The organism is Actinomadura sp. 7K507 (genome assembly GCF_004348425.1).
GTDB lineage: Bacteria > Actinomycetota > Actinomycetes > Streptosporangiales > Streptosporangiaceae > Spirillospora.
The window spans coordinates 24,094-48,781 of the sequence record NZ_SMKK01000034.1; the positions used below are offsets into that span (position 1 = coordinate 24,094).

The following is a 24,688-nucleotide window of genomic DNA, read 5'->3' on the forward strand; positions in this document are numbered from 1 at the left end:
GGTCGATGTGATGGGCCTGAGTAACGCTCTGTGGCGAAAGAGCAGCCGCAGCACCAACAACGGTGGTGCATGCGTCGAGTTGGCTTCCGCTCCGGACACGGTCGTGGTTCGGGACAGCGAGCATCCGGAGGGGGCGAAGTTGGTGGTGACGCGGCGGGCGTTTGCGGTGTTGTTGGCCGGCCTCAAGGAGTACGGCCGGTAGTTCGCAGCGTGGGGCGGCCGCCGGCCGCATCTCGCGGGCGGCGGCCTTCCGCTATGGCCTGCTCAGTCGATGATGGCGGTGGCCTCTACCTCGACCAGGTGGTCTGGGGCGGAGAGGGCGGCGACGCCCAGCAGGGTTCCCGGCGGTACCGGGGTGCCGCCGAGCTTTGCTGCTGCGCGGGCGACCCCCTCTAGGAACAGGTCCAGCTTGTCGGGGGTCCAGTCGACGATGTAGACGGTCAGTTTCGCCACGTCGTCGAAGGAGGCGCCGACTTCGGCCAGGGCGGTGCCGATGTTGAGGTAGCACTGCTCGACTTGGGCGGCGAGGTCGCCTTCGCCGACCGTGACTCCATCGGCGTTCCAGGCGACCTGCCCGGCGATGAAGACCAGCTTCGACCCGGTCGCGATGGACACCTGCCGGTAGGCGCCGATCTGTGGCAGTCCGGCGGGGTCTACCAAGGTAATGGCCATGAGGTCTGCCTCCATACTTTGTGGTTATGCGGACGGTGAGCGGCTTCCGCCCACGAGGTGTTCCTCCCGGAGCGCCACCTTCTGGATCTTGCCGGACGCGGTCTGCGGCAGCTCGCTCCGGAAGTGCCAGCTGCGCGGAACCTTGTACGAGGCGAGCCGGTCGCGGCAGAAGGCATCGAGTTCGTCCCCGGTGAGCCGTGGCCCGTCGGCCGCCACCACGAATGCGGCGACGGTTTCGCCCCATTCGGCGTCCGGCAGTCCGATCACCGTCACCAGGCTGATGCCGGGGTGGGTGTAGAGGACGTCTTCGATCTCGCGCGGGAAGATGTTCTCGCCGCCACGGATGATCATGTCCTTGAGCCGGCCCTCGACTGCGACGGACCCCGACGCGTCCATGGTCCCCAGATCGCCGGTGTGCAGCCAGCCGTCGGCGTCGATGGCCTCGGCGGTCGCTGCGGCGTCGTCGAAGTACTCGGTCATCACGCAGACGCTGCGGGTGCAGATCTCACCGAGTTCGCCGACCCCGGCCACCTCACCGGAGCCCGGCGCGATGATTTTGACCTCGGTTCCGGGGAGCGGACGTCCCACCGTGGCCAGCGTCTCCGTGTCCTGCTCCCCGCCGGCGGTGTGCGTGATGTACGGCGACGCCTCCGTCTGGCCGTACCCGATGCCGACCCCGACCCCGAGATCACGCTGGGCGCGCAGGACCAGGTCGATCGGTACGGGCGCGCCCCCGAGCGTGGTCAGCCGCCAGCTCGACACATCACGCGGCCGGTCCGCCTGCCGTTCGAGCATGCGGATCAGCATGGTCGGGACGCTCAGCATGAGGGTTCCCCGCTCGGCTTCGAACAGGTCCAGCATGAGGTCGGCGTCGAACCCGGCGGGGATCACGTGGCAACCGCCGGTCTGGAGGGCGCCGAGTGTCACCAGCCCGCAGCCCGCGGTGTGGAACAGGGGCATCGGGTTGACCCAGACATCGTCCGGATGTGCGCCTATGACGGTCGCATACCGCCGCCCGTTGGCGACGAGTCCGCGGTGGCTGAGCAGCGCTCCCTTCGGTCGCCCGGTGGTCCCCGAGGTGTATTGGATCTGAGCGGGATCCTTCGGCGCGACATGCGGGAGGCCGTCGCGCGCGCTGCTCTCATCGGCCCGGAGCCCGTCCCAGTCATCGAGGGAGATCACCTCACGCACCTGGGTGCCGTCCCGCGCCGCATTGGCCATCGGCAGCAATTCGGCGGATCGGTACCGTGGCTGGACGACGATGCCGGCTGCGCGGGACTGCTCCAGCACATACGACAGTTCCGCCTGCCGGAAGGCGGGATTCACCGTGACCAGGGTCAATCCGGCGAGCGCGGCACCGAATTCGAGTTGGATCCACTCCGGGCTGTTTCCGGCCCACACCGCCAGGCGCTCACCGGGGCTGAACCACCGGAGCAGAGCGTGGGCGACGCGGACGGAATCCTCCAGCAGTTCTTCGAACGTCCAACGCCTCGCGTGCTCTCCCACGACACCGTCGACGAGTGCCGTCCGATCCCTCCATTGTGAGGCGGCACGTGTCAGAGCGTCCCCGATGGTGCTGTCCGAGTAGCCGGGGTCGGGATCCGCGTGCCAGAGGGCGGCGGGCAGGACCGGGCGGTGGTCCTTCGCCGCGGTCATGTCCTCGCCCCCGCGAGGAATCGACGCGGATTGTCCACGAGAATGGTTTCGATGGTGCGGTCGGCCACGCCCGCCTCGAGCAATGCGGGAATGACCTCCGTGGAGATGAGGCGGTAGTTCCATTTCTCGCCCAGCTGGGGACGTTCCTTCTCCGAGACGAAGTCTATGAAGCAGGACGCATCGTGCGAGACGACGATGCTCTCCCCGTAGCCACGTCGCACAAGGCCCACGAGGGTGTCGATCCGCTGCTGGAGCGGGAGGAACGCGTCGAGTCCGAAACGGTCGAGGCCCAGCATCGAACCGGCATCCGCCAGGCGGCACAGATAGTCCGGATCGGTGCTGTCGCCCGCATGGCCGATCACCACCCGGCTCAGATCGACCCCCTCTTCCGCGAGCACCCGCTGCGCGACCAGCCCGGACTCGGATCCGGCGTGCGTGTGCACGGTGATCGGGGCCCCGGTCTCGACACTGGCCTGCCCGACCGCCCTCATCGTGCGCTCCACACCGGGCGTGAGGCCTTGAGCGTCGATGGCGCACTTGAGGATCGCGGCGCGGACGCCGGTGTCGCCGACCCCCTTCGTGAGGTCCTTGACGAACAGTTCGGTCAGCGGTTCCTCGATGTCGATGAGCAGGCCCGGCCCGCGGCTGAGGAACTGGTGCGGAAGGTCGCTGAATGTGTAGAGCCCGGTCGCGACGACGATGTTCAGGTTCGTCCGTGCGGCGATGCGCTGGACGCGCGGAATGTACCGACCGAGGCCGAGAACCGTGGGGTCGATGATGGTGTCGATGCCGAGGGACTTGAGCTCGTTCAGGTCTCGGACCGCCTGCTCGACCTTCTCCTCCTCATCCCAATCGTCCTGGTAATTCTGCCGGTACTCCTCACCGAGCACGAAGATGTGCTCATGGACGAGCGTCCGGCCGAGCTCACTGGAATCGACCGGCCCGGCGACTGTCTGTATGTCGGTCATGCTTGCCCACCTCGGATTTCACAGGGCCACGACGACGGATTTGGTTTCGAGGTACTGCTCCAGGACGGCGTCGCCCTTCTCCCGGCCCCAGCCGCTCTGCTTGTATCCGCCGAAAGGCAGCTCGGAGCCGAACACGTGGTAGGTGTTGACGTGCACGGTTCCGGCCTTCAGCCGCTTGGCCAGCCGGTGCGCTTTCGACAGGTCGCGCGTCCACACGCCGGCCGCGAGACCGTAGATGGTGTCATTGGCCTGGGCCGCCAGATCGTCGATATCGCTGAACGGGAGCGCCGTGACGACCGGACCGAAGATCTCCTCCCGGACGATCGGATGGTCCCGGTCGGGCCGCGCGATCACACTGGGCTGGACGTAGTATCCGTCGCGGTCCAGCGCGCCGCCCCCGGCCAGCGTCCGGCCCCCCGAGTCCTTGCTCAGATCGAGATACCGGCCGACCCGTTCGAAGTGCTCCGCCGACACCAGCGGACCCATGTCGGTGTCCGGATCGAGGCCGTAGCCCACGGTGATGCCGCGCGCATGTTCGGCGAGGCCTTCGACGACGCGGTCGAACTGGGACTCGTGCACGTAGAGACGGCTGCCGGCGGAGCACACCTCGCCCTGGTTGTAGAAGATCGCAAGCGCGGATCCCGCGATCGCGGCGTCGGCGTCCGCGTCGTCGAGGACGATGTTCGGCGACTTTCCGCCCAGTTCCAGCGACACCCGCTTGAGATTGCCCGCCGCGGCGCGCACGATGCCGCGGCCGACCTCGGTCGAACCGGTGAACGCGATCTTGTCGACGCCGTCGTGTGCGGCCAGGTGGGCTCCGGCGCGTCCCCCGAATCCCGGCACGATGTTGACCACGCCCGGCGGGACACCGGCCTCGTTGAGCAGTTCACCGATCCGCAGGGCGGTCAGCGGCGTCTGCTCGGCGGGTTTCAGGACGACCGTGTTACCGGTGGCCAGTGCAGGGGCGAGCTTCCACGCGGCCATGAGGATCGGGACGTTCCAGGGGATGATCTGCCCGGCGACGCCCAGCGGTTCGCGGGTCGTGTAGGCGTGGAACTCCTGGCCCGGCATGTAGGGCACCGACGGCGTGACCGTCTCCCCGGTGATCCGCCGTGCCGCGCCGGCCATGTACCAGAACATGTCCGCGGCGAGCGGGATCTCGACGGTGAGCGCCGCGCCGGCCGGCTTTCCGCTGTCGAGTGATTCCAGTTCCGCGAGTTCTTCGGCGTGCTCGGCGATCAGGTCGCCGATGCGGTGCACGATGCGGCCCCGCTCGCTGGGCGACATGGTCGACCACGGACCTTCCGTGGCGCGACGGGCCGCGGCCACCGCGCGATCGACGTCCCGTTCCGATGCTTCCGCCACCGTGCTGAGCACTTTGCCGGTGCCCGGATCGATCGTCTCGAACGTCCTGCCGTCGAGAGCGTCGACGAACTCGCCGTCGATGAACAGCCGGTGCGGCCGGGCGAGGAAGTCCACCGCGAGCTTGGGGGGAGTGGTCATGGCTCCTTCTCCGTTCCGCATCAGGCGAGGAACTCGAGGACGCGCGGGATGACGGTGTCCGGGGCTTCGAGACAGGGACTGTGACCAGCGGTCTTGATGCGCCAGAGTTCGGCGTCCGGAATCGCCTCGAACATCTCGTCCGACCAGGCCGGCGGTCGGGCCTGGTCCTGGGTCCCGGAGATGATGAGCGTCCGCGCGGTGATCAGGGGCAGCAGGTCGAGCGCGCTCTCCCGCTGGACGACGCCCCGTGCGGCATGAGCGAGCCTGGGGGAGAGCTCACCGAGACGCTCGGTCCACGTCTTGTGAATGTCGGAGCGCTCCGGGTCGTTGAGAACGGTCGCCGCGAACAGGATGCCCTTGACGAACTCGACGTCCTCTGGGGTGAATCCCTCCCGCTCGAACCTGTCGACGAACGCCCCGAACAGGTCGCGGTTCTCGTCGGTCTCGGCTCCCGCCGACGAGCCCATCAGCACCAGCTTGCCGACCAGTCCGGGTCGGCGGGCCGCCATGCGGACCGCGACGTCACCGCCCATCGACTGCCCGACGATCGACACGGAGGCGAGACCGAGCCGGTCGATCAGGGCGAGCATGTCGTCGGTGCACTGATCCATGGTCACGGTCGCGTCGGCTTCGTCGAGGCGGCCGGCCTGCCCGGGGAACTCCGGCGCGATGAACCGGAAGCGTCCGGCTCCGGCCGCGACGAGGCCTTCGAAAGCGCGCGGGTCGAGGAACAGCGAGTGCAGGCAGAGCAGGGGGCTCAGATGCGATTCACCGGTGTCGATGGTCATGGGACCTCCAGATCGTTCGTGACGAGGGAGCCGAGGCGCGCTCATCGTCCGAGGGTATGGACCAGGTCACAATGATGTCAATATATGAACGAGATTGCAAATAATGAAAGATTCGGTATTTGCCATGTAGTTCATAATTTGCAAGGATTCGCTCCATGACCACTGTCGCTGACGTCATCGCAGGTGCACTGGCCCGTCACGGGGTCGAGACGATCCTGGGCCAGAGCAATCCGACCGAGCTGATGCTCGCCGCCGAGCGCATCGGGATCCGCCAGATCCTTTACCGGACGGAGAACGCGGGCGGCGCGATGGCCGACGGGTTCGCCCGGATCTCCGGCCGGATCGGGGTGGTGGCCGCCCAGAACGGCCCCGCCGCGGCCCTGCTCGTCGCCCCGATGGGGGAAGCCCTCAAGGCGTCGATACCGATGCTCGTGCTCGTGCAGGAGGTGCCGTCGGGCAGCCGCGACCGCAACGCGTTTCAGGAGTTGGACCACTTCGCGCTGTTCGCGAGCGTCTCGAATTGGACCCGGCGCATCGATGATCCGGCGCGTGTGGAGGACACCATCGACCAGGCGCTCACCATGGCCAACAGCGGACGGCCCGGGCCGGTCGTCCTGCTCGTCCCCCGGGACGTCCTCGGAAAGCCGGCCGTGCCCGGACGATTCGCGCGCACCGCGGACCTCGGGGCCTTCCCGCTCGACCGTCCCCGGCCGGACGCCGCCGCGGTGTCGCGGGCGGCGCAGCTCATCGCCGCTGCGCGGTCGCCCCTGGTCGTCGCGGGCGGCGGAGTGCACGGTTCGGGCGCGGTGGCCGAACTGGCCGCGCTGCAGGAGATCGCCCACCTTCCCGTGGTCACGACGAACATGGGCAAGGGCGCCGTGGACGAATCGGGCCCACTGTCACTGGGGGTCGCCGCCAATCTCACCGGCGAGCGCGGACCCGCGCACTTTCACCTCGACCTGATCGGCGAAGCCGATGTCGTCCTGCTGGTCGGTACCCGGACGAATGAGAACGGCACCGAGGGCTGGACGCTGACATCCCCCGACGCCACCTATATCCACATCGACGTCGATCCGCTCGAAGTGGGACGGAACTACGAGTCCCTTCGCCTGTTCGGCGATGCCCGGGCCGCGCTCGGGGACCTCACGGCCGCCCTGGCGGAAACCGATCTCACCGCCCGCGCCGCCCGGTCGGAAGAGCTCAGAGCCACCATCGCCGCCGGCCGTCAGCAGCATTTCGAGGCCGTCACCCCGCTGCTGGAATCGGGCGAGACCCCCATTGCCCCGGAACGCCTCTTCGCGGAGCTCGGCCAGCTCCTGGATTCCGACGACATCGTGGTCGCCGACGCCAGTTACTCCTCTTTCTGGATCGCCGCCCACCTCCTGGCGAAGCGCCCAGGCCAGCGCTTCCTCATGCCACGAGGTCTAGCCGGCCTCGGCTGGGGACTGCCGCTGGCGCTGGGAGCGAAAATCGCCGCGCCCGCGCGACGCGTCATCGCGATCGTCGGGGACGGCGGCTTCGCACACGTCTGGCCGGAGCTGGAAACCGCTCTGCGAGAGCACCTCCCGGTGACCGTCGTGGTGCTCAACAACTCGGTCCTGGGAGCCCAGCGGCATGCCGAGAACGCCGTGTTCGGCGAAACGACCACCGGTGTGGAGTTCGATCCCGTGGACCACGCCGCCATCGCGACCGCCGTTGGCGCCACGGGGGTCGTGGTCGATCACCCGGACGCCATCGCCCCCGCATTGCGCAAGGCGCTGGAATCCGGCCACACCACGGTCCTCGACGTGATCGTCGACCCCGACGCCTATCCGCCCGTCCGGTCGTTCGACGCGTTCACCGACCGGCTCAACGCCCCCCTGCATCGGGCCCACGCCCGTCCAGCAACTGATAGTTTCAAATAGTGAACAGCCCTTCGACGAAGCCGGCCCAGCAGACTCTGCAAACAGTCGAGCGAGCGCTGAGCTTTCTCGAGTACGTGGCCGCCGCCGAGGCCGCGCCGACGGTGCAGCAGGTCTCCGCCGGCCTCGGCTTGAACATCACGACCTGCTACCACCTGATGCGGACCCTGCTCGCGCGCGGCTACCTCGAACGCCGAGCCGATGCCACACTCCGGCTCGGAGCCGGCGTGGGCACCCTGTTCCGTGCCTACCAGCTCGGTTTCAACGTCAACGACAAGCTCGCGAGCATCGTCGGCGAGCTCGCCGGCACGACTGCCGAAACCTCGTTCCTGTCGACCCTCGATGACAGGAACGTCATCTTGAAGGTGCTGGTCGAAGGGTCACAACCGCTGCGTGTCAGCGGGCTCTACGTCGGCCTCACGGGCAACGAGCCACACCGTGCGTCCGGCAAGGCGGTACTCGCCCATGCCGACGCCACGCTGCGGGACGAGATCATCGCGCGCAACATGACCGGTATGGCCCCGACCGCCCAGCGGCGATTTCGCGCGGCCCTGCTACGGGAACTCAAGGACGTCCAGGAAAGGGGGTGGGCCGTTGACATCGACTCCAGCCCCGGCATCACGGCGATGGGCTCCCCGTTCTTCAAGCCTGACGGTTCCATAGTCGGTGCCGTCGGAATCGTCGCACCGACATCGCGTTTCACCGAAGCCCAGGACAAGCTGGTCGGCACGGTGCGCGCTGCATCGGACAAGGCAACGGAAACCCTCGCTCTCGCCCCCTGAGCCCGCACACCGCAGTCGCAACTTCCCCGGCTCGAATGGGTCACGTGACCTGGCGCCGCGCCGCCGGAACGCTTACCTACGCGTGGAAGAGAGCGGAGTGGCCGATCGCCGAACCGGCGAGCAGGATCCTTCAGGGCCTCTTGGCAGCCCTGCTGAGGCTGGACGGCCCGGCAGCCGAGTCCCTGGCCCGGTGGGTCCCCGACGAAGTCCTGCTGCTTGAGAATGTCGCCGCGTTCCTCCGGCGCTGGCGATGTAATGGGCCGTCCTCCTCGCCGTCGCAGTCCTGACCGGTTGTGGATCGGGGCAGAGCCCGGCCATCGCCCGGTTCACGGCGGGGGATGTGGGCGTGACCATCGCGGTCCTGGCGAGCGTGGTGGACGTGACCTTCCGTCCGACCCGGCCCGGCTTTCACATCTACGGTCTTGACCTGCCGCCCGGCGGCCTTGGCATCCCGACGCGGGTGGACGTGCGGGCGGGGCTGGAGGCCACGGGCGCACCCAGCGCGAGTGAGCCCGTGCAGTGGCTGGCGCTGCCGTCACTGGGCGCGCGGCTCCCCGTCTATCCCGACGGGCCGGTCACGATCTCGCTCCCGGTCCGCCGGACGGATCGCACAGTGGAGGTCGTCGTCTCCTACGGGGCCTGCAGCCGTACCGTCTGCCTCACGCCGGTGATCGACCGGGTGACCAAGGTGCGGATCCCCGCCTGAGCGGTCGATTCGGCATCGAATGAGCAGGCCGCGGTATCGGGATACTCTTGCGGGCGGTCCGGTCGATGGGCGGCGCAGGCGGCCGGGAGGCGTTGTGGACGAGTTGACTTTCCTGGCGGTCTTCGGGGGCTTCCTCGTCCTGGCCGGGAGCGTCCTGTTGCTCAGATCCCGGCTGTTCCGTGCCCGCGCGGTGCGCGTTTCCGGGCGGATCACCAAGCTCAACTACATCCCTGGGGAGAACGGGCAGAGCGTCTGGGACGCGACCGTCGAGTTCGTCACCGAGGACGGGGGAGAGATCACGACCGAGGCCGGCGACGTCGGGTCGCTGCGTCTACGTGAGGGAAGCCCGGTCAAAGTCCTGTACAACCCCAAGAAGCCCACTCGGGCCTCAAGCGAAGGCACGTCGATGCGCGGCGCTGGGGTCGGCGGCATGCTTCTCTGTATCGGGCTATGCATCATGCTCGTCCCCGCCCTAGCCCCGCTCTTCCGTCCCTAAGGGGGCTGACGGAACGCAGAGTGGACGTCGCCACGGCCGTTCGCATCACCCTCGCGCGTCGCGATTAGGGTGGGGCGCGGAGAATGGGGGGCAGATGGCGCGAAGACCGCTGGGGCGGTTGGAGGCTGAGGTGCTTGCCGCGCTCGCCGGTGCGGATGATGCCGTCAGTACCGCCGAGTTGCGCGACCGCATCCCCGGCGACCCCGCCTACACCACCGTCAACACGATCCTGTTCCGGCTGTACGCCAAGCATCTGGTCACCCGGGAGCGCGAGGGCCGCCACTACCGTTACCGGCTGGCGGTGGACGAGTCCCGCCTGGTCGCCGACCGGATGCGCGACCACCTGCGGCACGCCAGCGACCCGTCCAGCGTGCTCAGCCGGTTCGTCCAGACGCTCACCTCCGACGAGGAGGAGACACTGCGCATGATCCTGGACCACACGGGCCCGGGGGAAAGCGCGTGATCTGGCTGACGGTCCTGCCCGCCGCGCTCGCGGTGACGCTCGGGGTCGTCCTCAGCGTGGTGCCGCTGCCGCTGCATCCGGCATGGACTTCGCGCCTGCTCGCCACGGTCGCCGCGAGCGCCGTGGCCGCCACGGCCGGGACGCTCCTATTCATCACCGTCAACTACGCCGCGACCCTGTTCCCACGTGACGCGGAGCGGCTGCCCGAATGGGCGCTGTTCGGTGACGACCAGCCCGTGTCCGCCGTCTACGGTGTCCCGGCCGTCGCGCTGACGGGCCTGTACGTCCGCACCATCGTCAAGCTCGCACGTCACTGGGTCGGCGAGGTCCGCAACGCCGCGCGGACCTCCCGGACGATCGTGGAGTCGGACTCTCCAATGGCCATGGCCGTCCCCGGTCGCGGTGGCGGGGTCCTGGTCTCCCGCGGCCTGCTGCGGACTCTCGACCGCGCGCAGTTGCAGGTGGTGTTCCAGCACGAGGCGTCCCACCTGCGCCACGGGCACCACCGCTACCTCGCGCTGGGCGCGCTCGCGGCGGGCACCGTTCCGCCGCTGCGCAGGCTCAACGCCCGTCTGCGCTTCGCGCTGGAGCGCTGGGCGGACGAGGACGCCGCCGAGGCCGTCGGCGACCGCTCCCTCGTCGCCCGCACCATCGCCGAGGTCGCCCTGGCGCACTCGTCCGCGACGCCCTTCCCGGCCTTCGCCGACTCCGGTGTCGTCCAGCGCATCCAGGCGCTCCTGGCGACGCCGCCCGCCAAGAACGCCGTCACGGGCCCCGTCGTCCTCACCGGCGCCGGACTGACCACCGGCTTCCTCGCCTCGGTCGCCTGGCAGGTAGACCACGCCCTGGCCCTCCTATGAGTTGCCCGCGCTCTTCGTAAGGGATGTGAGCGTGGCCGAGGTTGCGGGGCCGCCGCCGGACGCTCCATGGAAGATCGACCGTTGACACCGGGCGCGCGGGGGGAAGGCGCTATTCGGGTGACTGGTCGACGATCTTGCGGAGGGCGGCGACGTGGCCCCGGTAGGCGGCGCGGCCCTTGGTCGTGAGCTGGAGCCACACTCGCTGCCGTGTGTCGCGGACCGCCTTGTGCTGCTCGACGTACCCGGCGTCCATCAGGACGCTCACGTGCTTGCTGAGTACCGAGGCGCTGACTTCCAGCCGCTCCTGGACCAGGCTGAACTCGATCTGCGTCGCCGGGTCGAGCATCGCGCAGATGCGCAGGCGCTGGGGGGCGTGGATGACGGCGTCGAACGCGTCGGCGGACGGGGCCGGCCGGGTCATGACGACCGGCCGCCCGTGAGCCGGTGGTGCGCGCCGAAGACGATGATTCCCGCCCCGACGACCACGGTGATGGCGTCGGAGCTCCAAGGCAGGCCGGTGACGTTCTGCGCGATGGCGTGGGCGCCCAGCAGCACGAGCATGATCACGGCCAGCGGCCACATCTGCCGGCCGGACAGCCACATCAGCACCCGCATCCGCTTGACGACCACGTGCATGAGCGTCGCGAGTCCCGCGCCCCAGATCGCCACCCCGGCCAGGAGTGCCACCATCCCCAACGGTGAGTCCGGAGCCAGCGACACCAGGGGACCGACCGGCGCGACCCAGATCCCGAGGGCGACGAAGTACCACAACGGGGTGCGGATGTCCGACACGGCGGCGCGGGCCTGCTCGGCCTCGCGCAGTGCCGCCGCGGCTTCGCCGGGAGTCGGTCGCGGGTCGGCGGCGCCCGCGTCATCGTGTGTTTCCATATTAGAAACTGTGGCCTTTGGTTTCCGGTATGTCAACTCACGACTTTCCGGGACGGCAAGTGACAGGCCGACCCTTGCCGTCCCCGGTCCTGTGGTGTTCGCGCTGGTGGAGGGACAATGGTGGGGTGGCTCCTTGGGTCCTGCACGTTGATCTGGACCAGTTCATCGCCGCCGTCGAGGTGCTGCGCCATCCGGAGCTTCGCGGGCGGCCGGTCGTCGTCGGCGGTGACGGCGATCCGGCGAAGCGCGGCGTGGTCAGCACCGCGTCCTATGAGGCCCGTGTCCACGGCGTGCATTCCGGGCTGCCGCTCCGCACGGCGGCGCGGCGCTGCCCGGACGCCGTGTTCCTGCCCGTGGACAGAGAACACTACGAAGCCGTCTCGGACCAGGTCATGGCGGCGTTGCGGAGCTTCGGCGCCGTGGTCGAGGTGCTCGGCTGGGACGAGGCGTTCCTGGCGGCCGACGGCGATCCAGAGGCGATGGCACAGCAGATCCGCGTCCGGGTGCGTGCGGCGACGGGACTCGAATGCACGGTGGGCATCGGGGAGAACAAGCTCCAGGCGAAGCTGGCAACCGGTTTCGGCAAGCCCGCCGGGATCTTCCGCCTCACCGGGGAGACCTGGTTCGAGGTGCTCGGCGACCGGCCGACGGATGCGCTGTGGGGCATCGGAGCCAAGACCGCCAAGCGGCTCAGGGGCCTCGGCATCGGCACGGTCGGCGAACTCGCGGCGGCCGATCCGGGCGTCCTCGCCGGGGAGATCGGCCCCACGATCGGCCCGTGGCTGGTGCGACTTGCCCAGGGCCTGGACGCCTCGCCGGTGAGCGACGCGCCCCACATCCCGCGTTCCTGCGGCCGGGAGACCACGTACCAGCACGATCTGGACGACTGGCAGGACGTGCGCCGCGAGGTCGCCCGGCTGGCACGGCAGGTCGCGCAGGACGTCGCCGACGACGGAAGGAGCGTCGGGCGCGTCATCGTCAAAGTCCGGTACGCGCCGTTCATCACCCAGACGCACGGCCGCACACTGGACGCGCCCGCCACCGAGGCGGACCGCATCGAGGAAGCCGCCCTCGCCGCCCTGGACGGATTCACCAGACGACGGCCGGTACGCCTTCTGGGCGTCCGCGCCGAGTTCGCACGCTGACTAACCGCTGTAGTACCGCGCCTCGGTGCCAGGAGGGAGCCCGAACGCACGCGCCGCCTCGTCGTCCGGAGGGTCCAGTCCCTCGCCCAGACGCTCGCGGCGGTCGAACTCGGCGACCCCGCGCGCGGAGAACACGCGCTCCAGGGACGGACGGAATCCCGCGCCGTCGACCGGCCTCGCCACGTCCCGGACGACCGGCGCCCCACCGCCGTGATCCAGCGTCACCAGCAGCGGTGTGCGCGTCCCGGCATGGGTCAGCAGACCGTCGCCCTCCCGCGCGTAGTCGTTGCACACGGCCTCCACCGACACGCGCACCTGGGAGCCGCGCCGCTCGGTCTCGATCGGGTCCTCGGCGCAGAACCAGCGCGGCCGCAGCCGCTCGGGCAGCGAACTCGGCCACACCACCGCGCGGCCGCTCTCAAGAAACCGGTCGATCACCGGCAAGGCGGTGCCGGCGAGGTGCCGGTCGACCGGCGGGACGGGCGGCCACACTCGCCAGGACTGCCGCCAGGCCATGACACCGGTGGCGAGCACCGCGACGGCGACGACGGTCAGCCACGTCCTCGGTTTCATCGCCCGCAATTCGCAACTCGCTCTGTCGGTAGATCTCGCCACATCATCGCGCGAAGGTAGCAAGCGCGGGGCCCCACTGCCCGGGAGCGGCCGGACGGGCGCATGATCTCCACGATCCGGTCCGGCTCAGCCTCGCCGCTCCGACCGTTCAACGGCCGACCGGTCCGCTGGGCGGGTCTGGCCGTGCACCTGCCGCCTGCGCGGGCGCCGCGTTCTCCAGGTCGTCGATGGTGCCGGACATGATCGTGCGGATGTGCTCGGTGATGTGCGGGAGCGGCCAGTCCCACCAGGCCAGGGCCAGGAGGCGGTCGACGTCCGCGTCGCCGTAGCGGCGGCGGACGAGCCGGGCGGGGTTGCCGCCCGCGATGCCGTAGTCGGGAACGTCGTCGACGACGACGGAACCGGAGGCGATGATCGCTCCGTGGCCGATGCGGACGCCGGGCATCACCATGGCCCGGTAGCCGAGCCAGACGTCGCTGCCCAGCACGGTGTCACCCCGTGCGGGCAGGCCGGTGACGAGGTCGAAGTGCTCGGCCCAGGACCCGCCCATGATCGGGAACGGGAACGTCGAGGGGCCGTCCATGCGGTGGTTGGCGCCGTTCATGATGAACCGGACGCCCTCGCCCAGCGCGCAGAACCTCCCGATGACCAGCTTTTCCGGCCCGTAGTGGTAGAGCACGTTGCGGGTCTCGAACGCGGTCGGGTCGTCGGGGTCGTCGTAGTAGGAGAATTCCCCGGCCTCGATCAGCGGCGAGGTGATCAGCGGCTTCAGCAGCACCAGACGCGGCTGCTCGGGCATCGGATGCACCACGGTCGGGTCGGCGGGAACGGACGGCATGAAGAAGGGCCCCTTTCGGAAGAGGTGTCTGCGGGTCTGGAGGACGTCAGGTCTTGGCGGCGGACGCCGCCGGCCGCATGGCCATGTGGGTGCCCTGCCAGCGCCGGCGCAGCCGGCGATCGTGGCTGACGATGACGATGGCGCCGTCGTACCCGTCCAGGGCGGTTTCCAGCTCCTCGACGAGGGCCGGCGACAGATGGTTGGTGGGTTCGTCGAGCAGCAGGACGTCCGACGGCTCGGTGAGCAGCCGCGCCAGGGCGAGACGCTGCCGCTGCCCAGCGGATAGCAGGCCCACCGGCACGGAGAACCGGTCGCGGTCGAACAGGCCGAGGGACAGCAGCCGTTCGGTGTGCTCGGCGGCGTCCCCCGCCCGTCCACGGGCGAAGGCGGCCAGCACGGTCTCGTCCGGCTTCCCGGGGCGCGGCTCCTGGGGGAGGTGGCCGGTCCTGGCGCGGCGGGTGACGCTCCCGCTGTCGGGGGCGGTCTCGCCTGCCAGGACGCGGAGCAGGGTGCTCTTGCCCGCCCCGTTCGGTCCCGTGATCAGCAGCCGCTCGCCCGCGTCGACGGTGAGGCTCGTGCGGCCGAGCCGGTCCGTGACGGCGATGCCGGCGGCGTCCAGGACGGTGCCCTCAAGGCGGCGGGCCCGGAGGACGGGAGTGAACCGCAGCGGCTCCGGCGGGGGCGGGACCGGGTCCGCGAGGAGCCGGCGCAGCCGCTCCTCGGCGTTGCGCACCCGGCCGGCCAGCGACTGCTGTACCCGGCCGCCCGCCCGGTCGTAGGCCATCTTGTTGCCGTCCTTCATCGGACGGCCCGGGGCGACCTGGCGGGCGGTGGTCGCGGCGGCCTCGCGGAGCCGGTCGATGTCGGCCCGCCAGCGGTCGTGCGCCTGCGTCCAGCGCCGCCGGGCGGCCGCCTTCTCCGCGAGGTAGCCGGCGTAGCCGTTGCCGTACCGGTCGACGGTGCGCCGGTCCGCGTCGACCTCAAGCAGGCTGGTGGCGACGCGTTCGAGGAAAGTCCGGTCGTGCGACACGGCGACCGTGGTGCCCCGGCGGGTGCGCAGGTGTTCCTCCAGCCAGCTCAGGGCGTCGTCGTCGAGATGGTTGGTCGGCTCGTCCAGCAGCAGCACCTCCGGCGCGGCCGCCAGGACGGCCGCCAGCCGCAACCGGACCTGTTCGCCGCCGGACAGGCCGCCCACGGCACGGTCACGGCCCACCAGTCCCAGGCCGAGGCCATGCAGGGCGCGTTCCACGCGGGCGTCGGCGTCGTAGCCGCCGCGCAGTTCGAAGACGGACGTCAGTTCGCCGTACTCGGCCATGCCCGACTCGTCGCCGCCGGCCATCGCCGCCTCCAGGCGGCGCATCCGCCCCTCGACGGCGCGCAGGTCACTCAGCGCCCGGTCGATGACCTGCTGGACGGTCGCCTGCGGAGGCAGCCGCTCGTCCTGGGCGAGATAGCCGACGCCGCCGTCGGCATGGACGACGACCTCGCCCTGATCGGGCCGTTCGCGCCCGGCGAGCAGACGCAGCAGGGTGGTCTTGCCGGATCCGTTCTCACCGATGATCCCGGTGCGCTCGCCCGCGGCGAGCGAGCAGGTCACCGAGTCAAGGACGGGCCTGCCGTCGAAGGACTTGCTGACCGCGAGCGCGGTGATCTGCGTGGGCATGCGGGCACTCCGAAGCATTCGGGAACGAGGCGGCCCTCGGGGACCGCGCGGCCGGGTGAACGCTTCGGACGAGCATCGACGACTCCACTAGTGCGACAACTGTTACTTTAAGATGGTGCCATGACGCCGCCTCCTCCGCAAACGGACCACCCTCGATGACTCCTCCAGCACCACGCCCAGAGGCCGGCCCGCAGGTGCCGCCGCCCCGGCGCCGCCCCGGCGGCCGCACCGCCCGCATCCGCACGCAGGTACTCGACGCGGTTCTCGCGGAGCTCGCCGAGCACGGCTACGACGGGCTCACCATGGAAGCCGTCGCCACCCGCGCCGGTGTGCACCGCGCGACGGTCTACCGCCGGTGGGGCGACCCCGGCGGCCTGCTCGCCGACGTCCTCGACGCGGCCGGCGACGACGACTGGCGACCGTCGGACACCGGCTCACTGCAAGGCGACCTGGCGGCACTGAACGATGAGATCCAGACGGCGCTGACCGCACAGCCGCCGGTCGTCGCGGCCCTGATCGCCGCCTCGTTCCGGTCCGAGAAGGCCGCCCACGCCCAGCAACGGCTCTGGGAGGACCGCTACGCCCGCTGCGAGATCGTCGTCAGCCGAGCCGTCCAGCGCGGTGAGCTCCCGCCCGGCACCGAAGCCCGGCCCCTGCTGATCGCCGCAACCGCGCCGCTGTACCACCGGCTGGTGCTCCTGCGGACACCCCCCGACCCGCAGCTGCCCGGCCACGCCGCCAGAACCGCCGCCCTCGCCGCAGCCGCCGGCGCCTTCGCCGCGCCCGGCGACACCTGACGGGACTGGGTGACACTGACCGGCGAGGCGGAAGCCCAGGCCGCGGTCACGCGAAAATGCCGGCGTTGCTGCCGTCTTCGAGCAGCTCCGGCCAGAACCGGTAGTCGTCCTCGTCGCCGGCGGGACGGCAGGCGACCGGGTCCGCGGCCGCCAGGATCCGCGTCAGCTCCGCGATCAAGGAAGCCTCCGCGGCGATGAGGTCGTGGACGGGGTCGAGGAGCTGCACCTGGCGGATCAGCCACTGCGCGAAGGCCGCCGTCGAGACGTCGACGCTGACCGGGCGGTGTGTCCCTTCCGGCCTGAACCAGCCGAGGAGCCGCCCGGTGGCGCCCTCCATCACCAGGTCGATCTCATCGGCGATGGAGCCCAGCCGTATGAGGTTGTCGACAGACTCACTGAGCGTCTCGCCGTCATCGACGAAGTGGCCGCGGAAGTAGTCGGTGAAGAGGTCGGGATAGGCGTCGCGGTTGCTGTGGAAGTAGTCGGTGAGCGTCTGCGGCAGCTCGTCGAGCATGCAGTAGTTCGGCTCCGCCAGTCCGTGCTCGCGCAGGAAACGCCGTGTGGGTTCGTGGGTGAGCACATCGGGGAGGTCCGCGTCCTCGTATAGGCGGAGGTCGTCGTCGAACGCCTCTGCCAGGAGACCGCGAGGCAGGTCCAGCGCGAGATCTTCACCCGGCCCGGCGACCCGGCCCAACGGCGAGATGTAGGCGGCCACCCTCCAGTGCGCGGAGATCCCGTTGGAGACGTCGAGCAGCCTGGGGTTGTGCTCACGGATCACGCTGAGCATGGCCTGGGTCATCTCGGCGACCACCGCCGCTCCCCGCCGCCCGGCGAACCGCGCGAACTCACCCTGGTCGCGGTGCATCCGGGTGACGGCGGCCATCAGCCCCACCAGCGACGGCAGATCCGAGGCGAGCAGCTCCGGTTCCATCCCGCCATTGCTCAAGAGGCCGAGGTAACCCTCGTAGACCGCTCCGGTCGTCCCGTCCAGCAGCACCGTGGCGCCCTGCTCGCTCACGGTCCCGAGCACCAACATTTCACCGATCTCCTTGGGCAACGCCTTCGGCGAGACCTGAGCTGCGGTGCGCATGTCACCCGCGGAATCCAGCCGCAGGTTCGCCGCCTCCCGCGGCAGCCCGACTTCCGCCAGCCACCGCCGCGTCGGCTCATGCGCCACCCCGGCACCGGGCACGCGCACCACCGCGTCCACCCCGAAGGTCTCCAGCAGCCCCTCATAGGTCATCCGCATAGCGCCCATCGCGGATGACTACCACAACAAGTCCGCCCGGTACCGGCGCTCAGCGGGAACGCACGCCTTGGGCCCCGGCGGGAGTGCGAGCGGCGCTGACGGCTCCCGTTAGTCGAGGGGGAGGGGGCGGCGGGGGACGGGAGCGGACTGGAGGATCGACGTCGTCGTGCGGGCGTACGGGGTGAAGCGGTCGAGGATGGGTTCGAGTTCCTCCACCGTGTGCAGGTGGGCGATGAAGTAGAAGCAGTCGTCACCCGTGATGCGGTGGCATTCGACGATCTGCGGGATCTCGTCGGCGATCTTGGGGATGCGGCTCAGCTCGCGAGGGCTCGGGCTGACGCGGACGAGGACGGCGATGGGGAAGCCCAGGGCGACCGGGTCGACGGTGGCGTGGTAGCCGGTGATGACGCCCGTGTCCTCAAGGCGCTGGACGCGTTCGGCGACCGCGGGCGCGGACAGCGCGACGCGGCGGCCCAGCTCGGCGAGGGACGCGCGGCCGTCCCGCTGCAGCTCCGTGAGGATCCGCAGGTCGATCGGGTCGAGCGGCTTGGGTTCGTAGGCGCGGCCGGGGCGGCCCCTTCGGTTCGCCATTCCTCCAACTTACGGACCGGCCGACGATACGGCCATGTCGTTTCCGCCCTGGACGTACTTCGTCGGCAGCGCGGTCTTCCACTATCTGGGGCCCTCGTTCGCCGTGCTGCTGTTCTCCCGCGTGGGGCCCCTGGGCGTGGCCGGCCTGCGGATCTGGAGCGCCGTCCTGGTGTTCCTGCTGTGGCGCCGCCCATGGCGCAGGTTCAGCCGGGAAGGGTGGCGGACGATCGTGCTCTGGGGCGCCGTCCTCGCGGGGATGAACTCGTCCTTCTATATGGCGATCGCGCGGCTGCCGCTGGCGACGGTGGCGGCGATCGAGTTCCTGCCCGTCATCGGGCTCGCCGCCCTGGGGGTGCGGACCGGCCGTAACTTCGCCGCCCTCGCGGCGGCCGTGGGCGGGGTGTGGGTCCTGATGGACGTCCGGCTCGAGGGGGAGCCGCTCGGATTCGCCTTCGCGTTCGCCAACGCGGGACTGTTCGCGCTGTACGTGGTCGTCGCGCACAGGGCGGCCCAGTCGGACGCCGGGGGCATCGACGGGCTGGCCATGGCGATGGCCGCCGCGACCGTGTTCGTCCTCCCGCTGGGAGGCGCGCAGGCCGCGACCGTGCTCGCGGATCCGGTGGTGCTCGCCGCGGGCATAGGTGTGGGCGTCACGTCGTCGGTCGTTCCCTATGTGTGCGACCAGCTGGCGATGGCGCGGCTCAGCCGTGCCACGTACGCGTTGATGGTCGCCCTACTGCCCGCGACCGCGACCGTGGTCGGATTGGTCGTGCTGCGGCAGGTGCCCACCGGGGCGGAACTCGCCGGGGTGGGGCTGGTGATCGCCGGCGTGGCGGTGCACCGTGGAGAACGTTGAGAGGAGTCGGCATGGAACAGGTACGTCTCGGCACGACGGGGATGAAGGTCTCGCGGATCTGCCTGGGAATGATGAGCTACGGCGATCCCGCCGTGCGGGCATGGGCGCTGGAGGAGGACGCGTCGGAGCCGATCGTCCGGCGGGCCGTGGACGCGGGGGTGACGTTCTTCGACACCGCCGACGCCTATTCGCTGGGCGTGAGCGAGGAGATCACCGGCCGCCTTCTCCCGAAGCTCTTTCCCCGGAGGGACGACTACGTCCTGGCCACCAAGGTGTACGTGCCGATGGGGTCGGGGCCGAACGAACGGGGGCTGTCGCGCAAGCACGTGATGGCGGGCATCGACGCGTCGCTGCGGCGGCTCGGCACCGACTACGTGGACCTCTACCAGATCCACCGGTGGGACTACGAGACGCCCATCGAGGAGACCATGGAGGCCCTGCACGACATCGTGAGGTCGGGCAAGGCACGCTACATCGGCGCGTCCAGCATGTACGCGTGGCAGTTCGCCAAGGCGCAGCACGTAGCGGAGACGCGGGGCTGGACGAAGTTCGTCTCCATGCAGAACCACTACAAATAGTACTGCACTTCATGCAGGTTTGCTTCCCGATCTCGTTCATCACTGAGAGTGAGATGCTCGGCTCCCCGGTCAGTATCCCGCCTTGATCTGAGACATTGCTTTCTGTCATTGATATGCCACATAACGTGGACATTGGCGAGATGTGCGAACTGGGGGCGGGTAACCCGATACCGTCTAAGCACCTCCGGAACTCCGGACCTGTCGGCGAGATCTCGTCAACAGGCGGGATTCTCTGAGCCTGTCGGCGGAATCTCGTCAACAGGTAGGGAGGAGGTGATCTGGTGGGCAGGCGTCGTTGCTGCTGTGAGCATCGTTGTCGCTGTGGAACTTGGCGGGTGGTCTTGGCTGCCGCTGGTTTCGGGCGACTCGGGCTCGCTCTCGCGCGCTACGTGCGGGAGCGGCTGAGCGGCGAAAACCCTTGGTCGCTCCTCTGAACGAGGTGACGACCAAGGGCGTCCGCCGATGAGGGGCCTTGCGGCTTACGTCTGACGGGACGGCCGCAAGGTCCCTTCTTCGTGTCTGCCCTGCTCACAGGCTGGGAGACGTCTATCGGATGCTGTATCGAAGGTAGCAGATGGACGCATCGTTTACCGTCTTTTACGTGCCTTTCACATCGTTAGGAAAGGTTTGAGTCGCATCATCTGGGATGGCAGTGCAAAGGCGTTTGATAGACGTGTGCCTCATGACTCTGGAGCGATCCGGACACCAGTCCCGGTGCAACGATGTGATGTGTGTCACTTTTGAGCCCTGTGCGACCATACGTCAGCAGTCATCAGCGGACGCCACCGGACGCCACCGGACGCCAGCGGTCACCAACGGACAACCCCACACAGCGCGAAAGGCCCTACGGGCAGGGGCTTGTAGGGGTTTGGTTGTCGCGGATCCGTGGCATTCTTGATCACGGAGTCGCGCGAGCGTCTTCGTGACAGGCCGAGTGGCATGCCGGGTCGGCTCCGGCACCGGGGTTCCCGTGAGGGGACCTCACACCAACAGAGAGCCGTACGACATCGCATCTACGCACGGGCAGTTGCCCGCCGGGGTGGGCTCCCGGCACCGGAGATAGGCGCCAGGCGGAAGGCGTTCCGCTGAACAAGCCTCACACACCGATAGCCCTTACCAACTTCTCTCAGATACGCCACTCGCCGAGAAGCATCTGACCATCTGGGTTGGCGCAAGCATGCCCGGCGTCAGGTGCTCCGGTCCCGGAGCAACACCGCGCGCTCTTTCCGCCGAGAGAAGGAGCGACCAGGGTTGGAACCCAGTCCGGAAGCCATCGCATGGGGCAAGCGCCAGGCCGAGCGCTCCCCGCGCTGGACGGCTGCCAAGTGGCGCCAGGTCGGGACGATCTTCGGGGTTGTGCTGTCTCCCGAAGGCGCCCCCGCCGAGCAGGACCAGGACGCCGACGACCAGACCCCCGAGACGTTGCGGGACGCGGCATGAACGCCCCGCAGATGCCCGAGCTACCGCCCGAACTAGAGGCCGCCGTCCAGCGCGCCGCGATGCCGGATTTCGACCGCTGGCACCAGATGATCCGCTCCGCCGGAGGGTGCGAGCAGCCGGTCAGGCTGCGCGGGGAGCGGATCACGCTGGACGGCGAGACCGGCGAGCTGATCGAGTCCTACTCGACGGCCGATGAGCCGACCGGCTACCTGATCACCGCGTGCGGCAACCGCCGCGCGTCCCGCTGCGCCGCGTGCGCCGAGGTCTACCGGGACGACACCTACCACCTGATCATCTCCGGACTCACCGGAGGGAAAGGCGTCCCGGAGGAGGTCAGCGACCACCCGCGCGTGTTCCTCACCCTCACCGCACCGTCGTTCGGCGCCGTCCACGCCCACCGGTCCAAGGCCGGGAGGACCCAACCATGCCGACCCCGACGAGACGACCCGCTATGCCCGCACGGCCGCCCCGAAGGATGCCGAGCCCGCCACCGGCCCGACGACCCGCAGGCAGGGCAGCCGATCTGTGCCGACTGCTACGACTACCCCGCCGCCGTCCTATGGAACGCCCACGCCCCCGAGCTGTGGCGACGTCTCACGCTCACCGTGCCGAGGTTGATCACGGCCGAGCTTGGCATCACCCACAAGGCCCTACGCGAGCAGGCCCGCGTGTCCTACGCCCGCGTGATCGAGTACCAGCGACGCGGCCTGATCCACTTCCACGCCGTCGTCCGCCTGGACGGACCGGACGGCCCCGACCAGCCCCCGCCGCCATGGGCCACCGCCGAACTCCTGGAGCGCACACTTCGCACCGCCGCCGCACAAGTCGAGGTACCGGCCCCGCACCCGGACGAGGCCAGCCCACCGTTCACCCTGCGGTGGGGTCGCCAACTCGACACCCAGGCGATCCAGGTCGCTGCCGAGCTGGACGGCATCGCTGACAAGCACGTGGCCCGCTATATCGCCAAGTACGCCACCAAGGGCGCCGAGGACTCCGGCACCGTAGACCGCCCCATCCGCTACGCCACACAGATCAACTCACTGAAGGTGTCCGAGCACGCCCGCCGCATGATCTGGACCTGCTTCACACTCGCCGACCAGCCTGCCTACCACGACCTACGGCTACGCCACTGGGCACACATGCTCGGATACGGCGGACACTTCTCCTCCAAGTCCCGCCGCTACTCGGTCACCCTCACCCAGCTACGCCAGGCCCGCGTCGACCACGCCGCCGAGGCCGCCCGTCAGGCCGAAGGACGACCAGAGCCCGACCCGGACCGCAGCACCGTGACCACGGGGCGATGGAAGTACCTCGGAAGCGGCCTCATGCACGGCGAACACTTCTGGGCCGAGCAAGCTCGCAACCGTATTCAGCAAGCCCGAGCCATCCGCAACCAGCACACAGAGCGTGACGAGGAGCGAAAGGCGAGCTAGCCAGGACCACCCGACGTCGAGGAGTTTCACTACAGAGTCAAGGCGGCCCTACGGGCCGCACGCACGGGGCCGGGGACGGGTGCCGCAGGCCGGTTCCGTACTTGCGCGGGGACCCCTCGCGGGGGCCGCCATCGGGCCATTGCGGGCAGGCCAAGTGCCAGCCCGTTCGCCGTGAGGCTAGCGGCCCCCGCCCCCGCGCAAGTCCGGAACCGTCCAGCTTCAACGCGCGGCATGTCCGACGCATGAGGCTTGATCTCGATGAGGGGAGCGCGGGGGCGGGTGCGTGGTTGGGCCCGTCCACCGCGGGGCGGGACCGTGGACGGCCGCCGCGCCTTGCGCGTGCGGCCTGGGGGCCGTTCGCGGCGCGGCCCCGACCACCGCCCCGCCCCGCCGTGGACGGCCCGCACGTACCGCACCGCGCAACCCGAGGTAGGCCCCCGCGAAGGCCAGGCGCACAGGGGGCGGGCAGCGGCTTCCATGCCGGGCGACGCTTGAGACGGAATTGCTGACACGGCGCCGGCTGACTCCCTGCGGTCGCCCCTGCGGGGTGGCCTACGGCCATCGACCGGCCCCGACCATGTCAGCACGCAAGAGAAGCCGCGGCCCTCAACTCAGCGATCAAGTACGAGGCCCCGCCTGTCTGCTTCGGGGGGAAGGAGACAGGGGGGGCCAGTGACGACGAGCAGCGGCCCAAACTCCCCAGCAGAGCCACGCGCGTCACCACCAGGACGAGGAACAACCCCAGAGCCCACCCCAGGGGTCATCCCTCATGCGGCCTACCAGGTGCCGGGGAACATGCGGTGCTTGAGAAGGGCGTCGACTTGATCGGCCGCCGCTTTGGCGTCGCCGCAGGGAGCCAGGTAGCCGCGCCGACCACGCTCGGCAGCGTGATACCCCCACGCGCCGCCGGGAACGGCCAACGCCAGGACGCCGAGGCCGACGTGATCGTCAGGGCCGCTGGCGTAGACCCACAGCACCGGCGCCGGGAAACCCTGGGAACGGTAGAGCCGAACCAGACGCCAGCCACGAGGCTCCAACGCCACGGCCAGCAGGCTTAGATACCGCTCCGCCGCAGCGCCGCCCCGCAGCGTCCGCCACCGCAGGACATGCCGCTCCACCTGGACACTCCAAGGGCGCACTTGGCCCACGTTCTTCCCCTCCATGATCGGTTGCGTCCCCGGCGCCCGCACCCACGGCGGCAGCGGGGAGGAACTTGTGTCGGGGCCACGGCCACGCCGCAGGGTTCTCGACTGCTTCCCGCAGCTCACGAGGGTTGGCCGCTTCCACGAGCCGCGCCCCCTGCGGCGACGGCACCATGGCCCACCATGCGCCCGTGGCATGCCCGTACCAGGTCACCACGTCGGGCAAGGGCGGCCTATCCATCGGCCTGTGCGGCGAGCTTGCCTTTGACCGCCACGACCACATCGGGCATGTGCGCGTCATCGGCCGGAGCGATTGCACCGCCACCGGGGAAGGTGAACCACAGCTCACCGCCGCAGACCGCCCGCTGATCACACCGCACAACCACCGGCGACCCGAATGCGGACGGGACCGACAGCAACGGATCCGACTCGGCCACCTCCACCGCGTACCCATGCGACTTCAGCGCTTGCGCCAGCGCCCAGACGCGTAGCCGCCGGGCCTCTGTCACCTCGGTTGTCTCCGTTGCCATGGACTGTCCTTTCACAGTGCCGGGGATGGACTGGAGCAGCCGCAGCGGATGCCGATCTAGGTTGACCGGCGACCCATGCCGCGCTTTCCATGGCATTGAGCCTGTCTTTCTCGCCGGATCTCTCAGAGGCACCAGCCGGGGGGCCAGGGAGGGGCCAGACTGGAGGCAGG

The 24,688-nt window shown here is 69.6% G+C and carries 27 protein-coding genes and 1 pseudogene; 14 read left to right on the forward strand and 14 right to left on the reverse strand.

Going from position 1 to position 24,688, the window contains the following annotated elements:
* The first annotated feature begins 10 nt into the window (after positions 1-10).
* Positions 11-202 carry a DUF397 domain-containing protein gene (locus tag E1285_RS10575; protein ID WP_132150637.1) on the forward strand — a complete coding sequence of 64 codons (192 nt, stop codon included), beginning with the start codon at positions 11-13 and terminating at the stop codon, positions 200-202.
* A gap of 62 nt (positions 203-264) precedes the next feature.
* Here E1285_RS10575 and E1285_RS10580 read toward each other — a convergent pair whose 3' ends face one another.
* From E1285_RS10580 to E1285_RS10600, 5 genes are read right to left on the reverse strand one after another with little or no spacing between them, the layout of a single operon-like run.
* Complete coding sequence (locus tag E1285_RS10580; protein ID WP_132150639.1) at positions 265-672, reverse strand: RidA family protein; 408 nt, start codon at positions 670-672, stop codon at positions 265-267.
* A gap of 24 nt (positions 673-696) precedes the next feature.
* Positions 697-2,328, reverse strand: coding sequence for an AMP-binding protein (locus E1285_RS10585; RefSeq protein WP_132150641.1), 1,632 nt, complete (start codon positions 2,326-2,328; stop codon positions 697-699).
* Positions 2,325-3,296 (reverse strand): phosphotriesterase-related protein, encoded by a 972-nt coding sequence (locus E1285_RS10590; RefSeq protein WP_132150643.1) that lies wholly within the window; start codon positions 3,294-3,296, stop codon positions 2,325-2,327. Before E1285_RS10590 ends, E1285_RS10585 begins: the two co-directional genes overlap by 4 nt.
* Before the next feature lie 18 nt (positions 3,297-3,314).
* The gene (locus tag E1285_RS10595) at positions 3,315-4,799 is read right to left on the reverse strand and encodes an aldehyde dehydrogenase family protein (protein ID WP_132150645.1); all 1,485 of its coding nucleotides are present in this window, start codon (positions 4,797-4,799) and stop codon (positions 3,315-3,317) included.
* A gap of 20 nt (positions 4,800-4,819) precedes the next feature.
* Positions 4,820-5,587, reverse strand: coding sequence for an alpha/beta hydrolase (locus tag E1285_RS10600; protein WP_165966543.1), 768 nt, complete (start codon positions 5,585-5,587; stop codon positions 4,820-4,822).
* Positions 5,588-5,742: 155 nt separating this feature from the next.
* Between E1285_RS10600 and E1285_RS10605 the strand changes: the two genes are divergently transcribed.
* The 7 genes from E1285_RS10605 (at position 5,743) to E1285_RS10635 (ending at position 10,795) form a co-directional block, all read left to right on the forward strand.
* Positions 5,743-7,491 (forward strand): acetolactate synthase catalytic subunit, encoded by a 1,749-nt coding sequence (locus tag E1285_RS10605; protein WP_132150649.1) that lies wholly within the window; start codon positions 5,743-5,745, stop codon positions 7,489-7,491.
* A complete protein-coding gene (locus E1285_RS10610; RefSeq protein WP_132150651.1) occupies positions 7,491-8,270 on the forward strand; it encodes an IclR family transcriptional regulator in 780 nt (259 codons plus the stop codon). The genes E1285_RS10605 and E1285_RS10610 overlap by 1 nt, the downstream gene beginning before the upstream one ends.
* Positions 8,271-8,314: 44 nt before the next feature.
* Positions 8,315-8,557 carry a hypothetical protein gene (locus E1285_RS10615; protein ID WP_132150653.1) on the forward strand — a complete coding sequence of 81 codons (243 nt, stop codon included), beginning with the start codon at positions 8,315-8,317 and terminating at the stop codon, positions 8,555-8,557.
* A 59-nt stretch (positions 8,558-8,616) separates the two neighbouring features.
* Entirely contained in the window at positions 8,617-8,976 is a 360-nt protein-coding gene (locus E1285_RS10620) for a protein-disulfide reductase DsbD family protein (RefSeq protein WP_132150655.1), read from the forward strand.
* 94 nt (positions 8,977-9,070) lie between these two features.
* A complete protein-coding gene (locus tag E1285_RS10625) occupies positions 9,071-9,472 on the forward strand; it encodes a DUF3592 domain-containing protein (RefSeq protein ID WP_165966544.1) in 402 nt (133 codons plus the stop codon).
* 94 nt (positions 9,473-9,566) lie between these two features.
* Positions 9,567-9,935 carry a BlaI/MecI/CopY family transcriptional regulator gene (locus tag E1285_RS10630; RefSeq protein WP_132150659.1) on the forward strand — a complete coding sequence of 123 codons (369 nt, stop codon included), beginning with the start codon at positions 9,567-9,569 and terminating at the stop codon, positions 9,933-9,935.
* The gene (locus E1285_RS10635; protein WP_132150661.1) at positions 9,932-10,795 is read left to right on the forward strand and encodes a M56 family metallopeptidase; all 864 of its coding nucleotides are present in this window, start codon (positions 9,932-9,934) and stop codon (positions 10,793-10,795) included. The genes E1285_RS10630 and E1285_RS10635 overlap by 4 nt, the downstream gene beginning before the upstream one ends.
* A 109-nt stretch (positions 10,796-10,904) precedes the next feature.
* On the opposite strand, the gene E1285_RS10640 is transcribed toward E1285_RS10635, so the two are convergent.
* Positions 10,905-11,216, reverse strand: coding sequence for a transcriptional regulator (locus E1285_RS10640; protein WP_132150663.1), 312 nt, complete (start codon positions 11,214-11,216; stop codon positions 10,905-10,907).
* Entirely contained in the window at positions 11,213-11,683 is a 471-nt protein-coding gene (locus E1285_RS10645) for a hypothetical protein (RefSeq protein ID WP_132150665.1), read from the reverse strand. The genes E1285_RS10640 and E1285_RS10645 overlap by 4 nt, the downstream gene beginning before the upstream one ends.
* 125 nt (positions 11,684-11,808) lie before the next feature.
* Here E1285_RS10645 and E1285_RS10650 point away from each other — a divergent pair, with 125 nt between their 5' ends.
* A complete protein-coding gene (locus E1285_RS10650) occupies positions 11,809-12,828 on the forward strand; it encodes a DNA polymerase IV (protein WP_207946519.1) in 1,020 nt (339 codons plus the stop codon).
* Here the strand turns inward: E1285_RS10650 and E1285_RS10655 are convergent, their stop codons facing one another.
* The 3 genes from E1285_RS10655 to abc-f form a co-directional block, all read right to left on the reverse strand.
* On the reverse strand, positions 12,829-13,401 hold the full coding sequence (locus tag E1285_RS10655) for a hypothetical protein (protein WP_132150669.1): 573 nt from the start codon (positions 13,399-13,401) through the stop codon (positions 12,829-12,831). It abuts the gene before it with no gap.
* 148 nt (positions 13,402-13,549) lie between these two features.
* Positions 13,550-14,239, reverse strand: coding sequence for a CatB-related O-acetyltransferase (locus E1285_RS10660; RefSeq protein WP_132150671.1), 690 nt, complete (start codon positions 14,237-14,239; stop codon positions 13,550-13,552).
* Positions 14,240-14,285: 46 nt separating this feature from the next.
* Entirely contained in the window at positions 14,286-15,902 is a 1,617-nt protein-coding gene (gene abc-f / locus E1285_RS10665) for a ribosomal protection-like ABC-F family protein (protein WP_207946520.1), read from the reverse strand.
* A gap of 155 nt (positions 15,903-16,057) precedes the next feature.
* On the opposite strand from abc-f, the gene E1285_RS10670 reads away from it, so the two are divergent.
* Positions 16,058-16,699 (forward strand): TetR/AcrR family transcriptional regulator, encoded by a 642-nt coding sequence (locus E1285_RS10670; protein WP_132150675.1) that lies wholly within the window; start codon positions 16,058-16,060, stop codon positions 16,697-16,699.
* A 46-nt stretch (positions 16,700-16,745) separates the two neighbouring features.
* Here E1285_RS10670 and E1285_RS10675 read toward each other — a convergent pair whose 3' ends face one another.
* Positions 16,746-17,948, reverse strand: coding sequence for an SUKH-4 family immunity protein (locus E1285_RS10675; RefSeq protein ID WP_165966545.1), 1,203 nt, complete (start codon positions 17,946-17,948; stop codon positions 16,746-16,748).
* 108 nt (positions 17,949-18,056) lie between these two features.
* Positions 18,057-18,539: an Lrp/AsnC family transcriptional regulator gene (locus tag E1285_RS10680; protein ID WP_132150679.1), complete on the reverse strand. Its 483-nt coding sequence runs from the start codon at positions 18,537-18,539 to the stop codon at positions 18,057-18,059.
* A gap of 34 nt (positions 18,540-18,573) precedes the next feature.
* On the opposite strand from E1285_RS10680, the gene E1285_RS10685 reads away from it, so the two are divergent.
* The 4 genes and pseudogenes from E1285_RS10685 to E1285_RS10700 all read left to right on the forward strand — a co-directional run bounded on the left by E1285_RS10685 (position 18,574) and on the right by E1285_RS10700 (position 22,846).
* The gene (locus E1285_RS10685) at positions 18,574-19,395 is read left to right on the forward strand and encodes an EamA family transporter (RefSeq protein WP_132150681.1); all 822 of its coding nucleotides are present in this window, start codon (positions 18,574-18,576) and stop codon (positions 19,393-19,395) included.
* Between the two features lie 11 nt (positions 19,396-19,406).
* Positions 19,407-19,967: pseudogene (locus tag E1285_RS10690) on the forward strand (aldo/keto reductase); the annotation flags it as partial.
* 1,257 nt (positions 19,968-21,224) lie between these two features.
* Complete coding sequence (locus E1285_RS10695; protein WP_132150683.1) at positions 21,225-21,413, forward strand: hypothetical protein; 189 nt, start codon at positions 21,225-21,227, stop codon at positions 21,411-21,413.
* On the forward strand, positions 21,410-22,846 hold the full coding sequence (locus E1285_RS10700) for a replication initiator (RefSeq protein ID WP_207946521.1): 1,437 nt from the start codon (positions 21,410-21,412) through the stop codon (positions 22,844-22,846). The genes E1285_RS10695 and E1285_RS10700 overlap by 4 nt, the downstream gene beginning before the upstream one ends.
* Before the next feature lie 776 nt (positions 22,847-23,622).
* On the opposite strand, the gene E1285_RS10705 is transcribed toward E1285_RS10700, so the two are convergent.
* Both E1285_RS10705 and E1285_RS10710 read right to left on the reverse strand, forming a co-directional pair.
* Positions 23,623-23,985 (reverse strand): hypothetical protein, encoded by a 363-nt coding sequence (locus E1285_RS10705; RefSeq protein WP_132150685.1) that lies wholly within the window; start codon positions 23,983-23,985, stop codon positions 23,623-23,625.
* Between the two features lie 236 nt (positions 23,986-24,221).
* Positions 24,222-24,518: a hypothetical protein gene (locus E1285_RS10710; RefSeq protein WP_132150687.1), complete on the reverse strand. Its 297-nt coding sequence runs from the start codon at positions 24,516-24,518 to the stop codon at positions 24,222-24,224.
* Positions 24,519-24,688 lie beyond the last annotated feature (170 nt).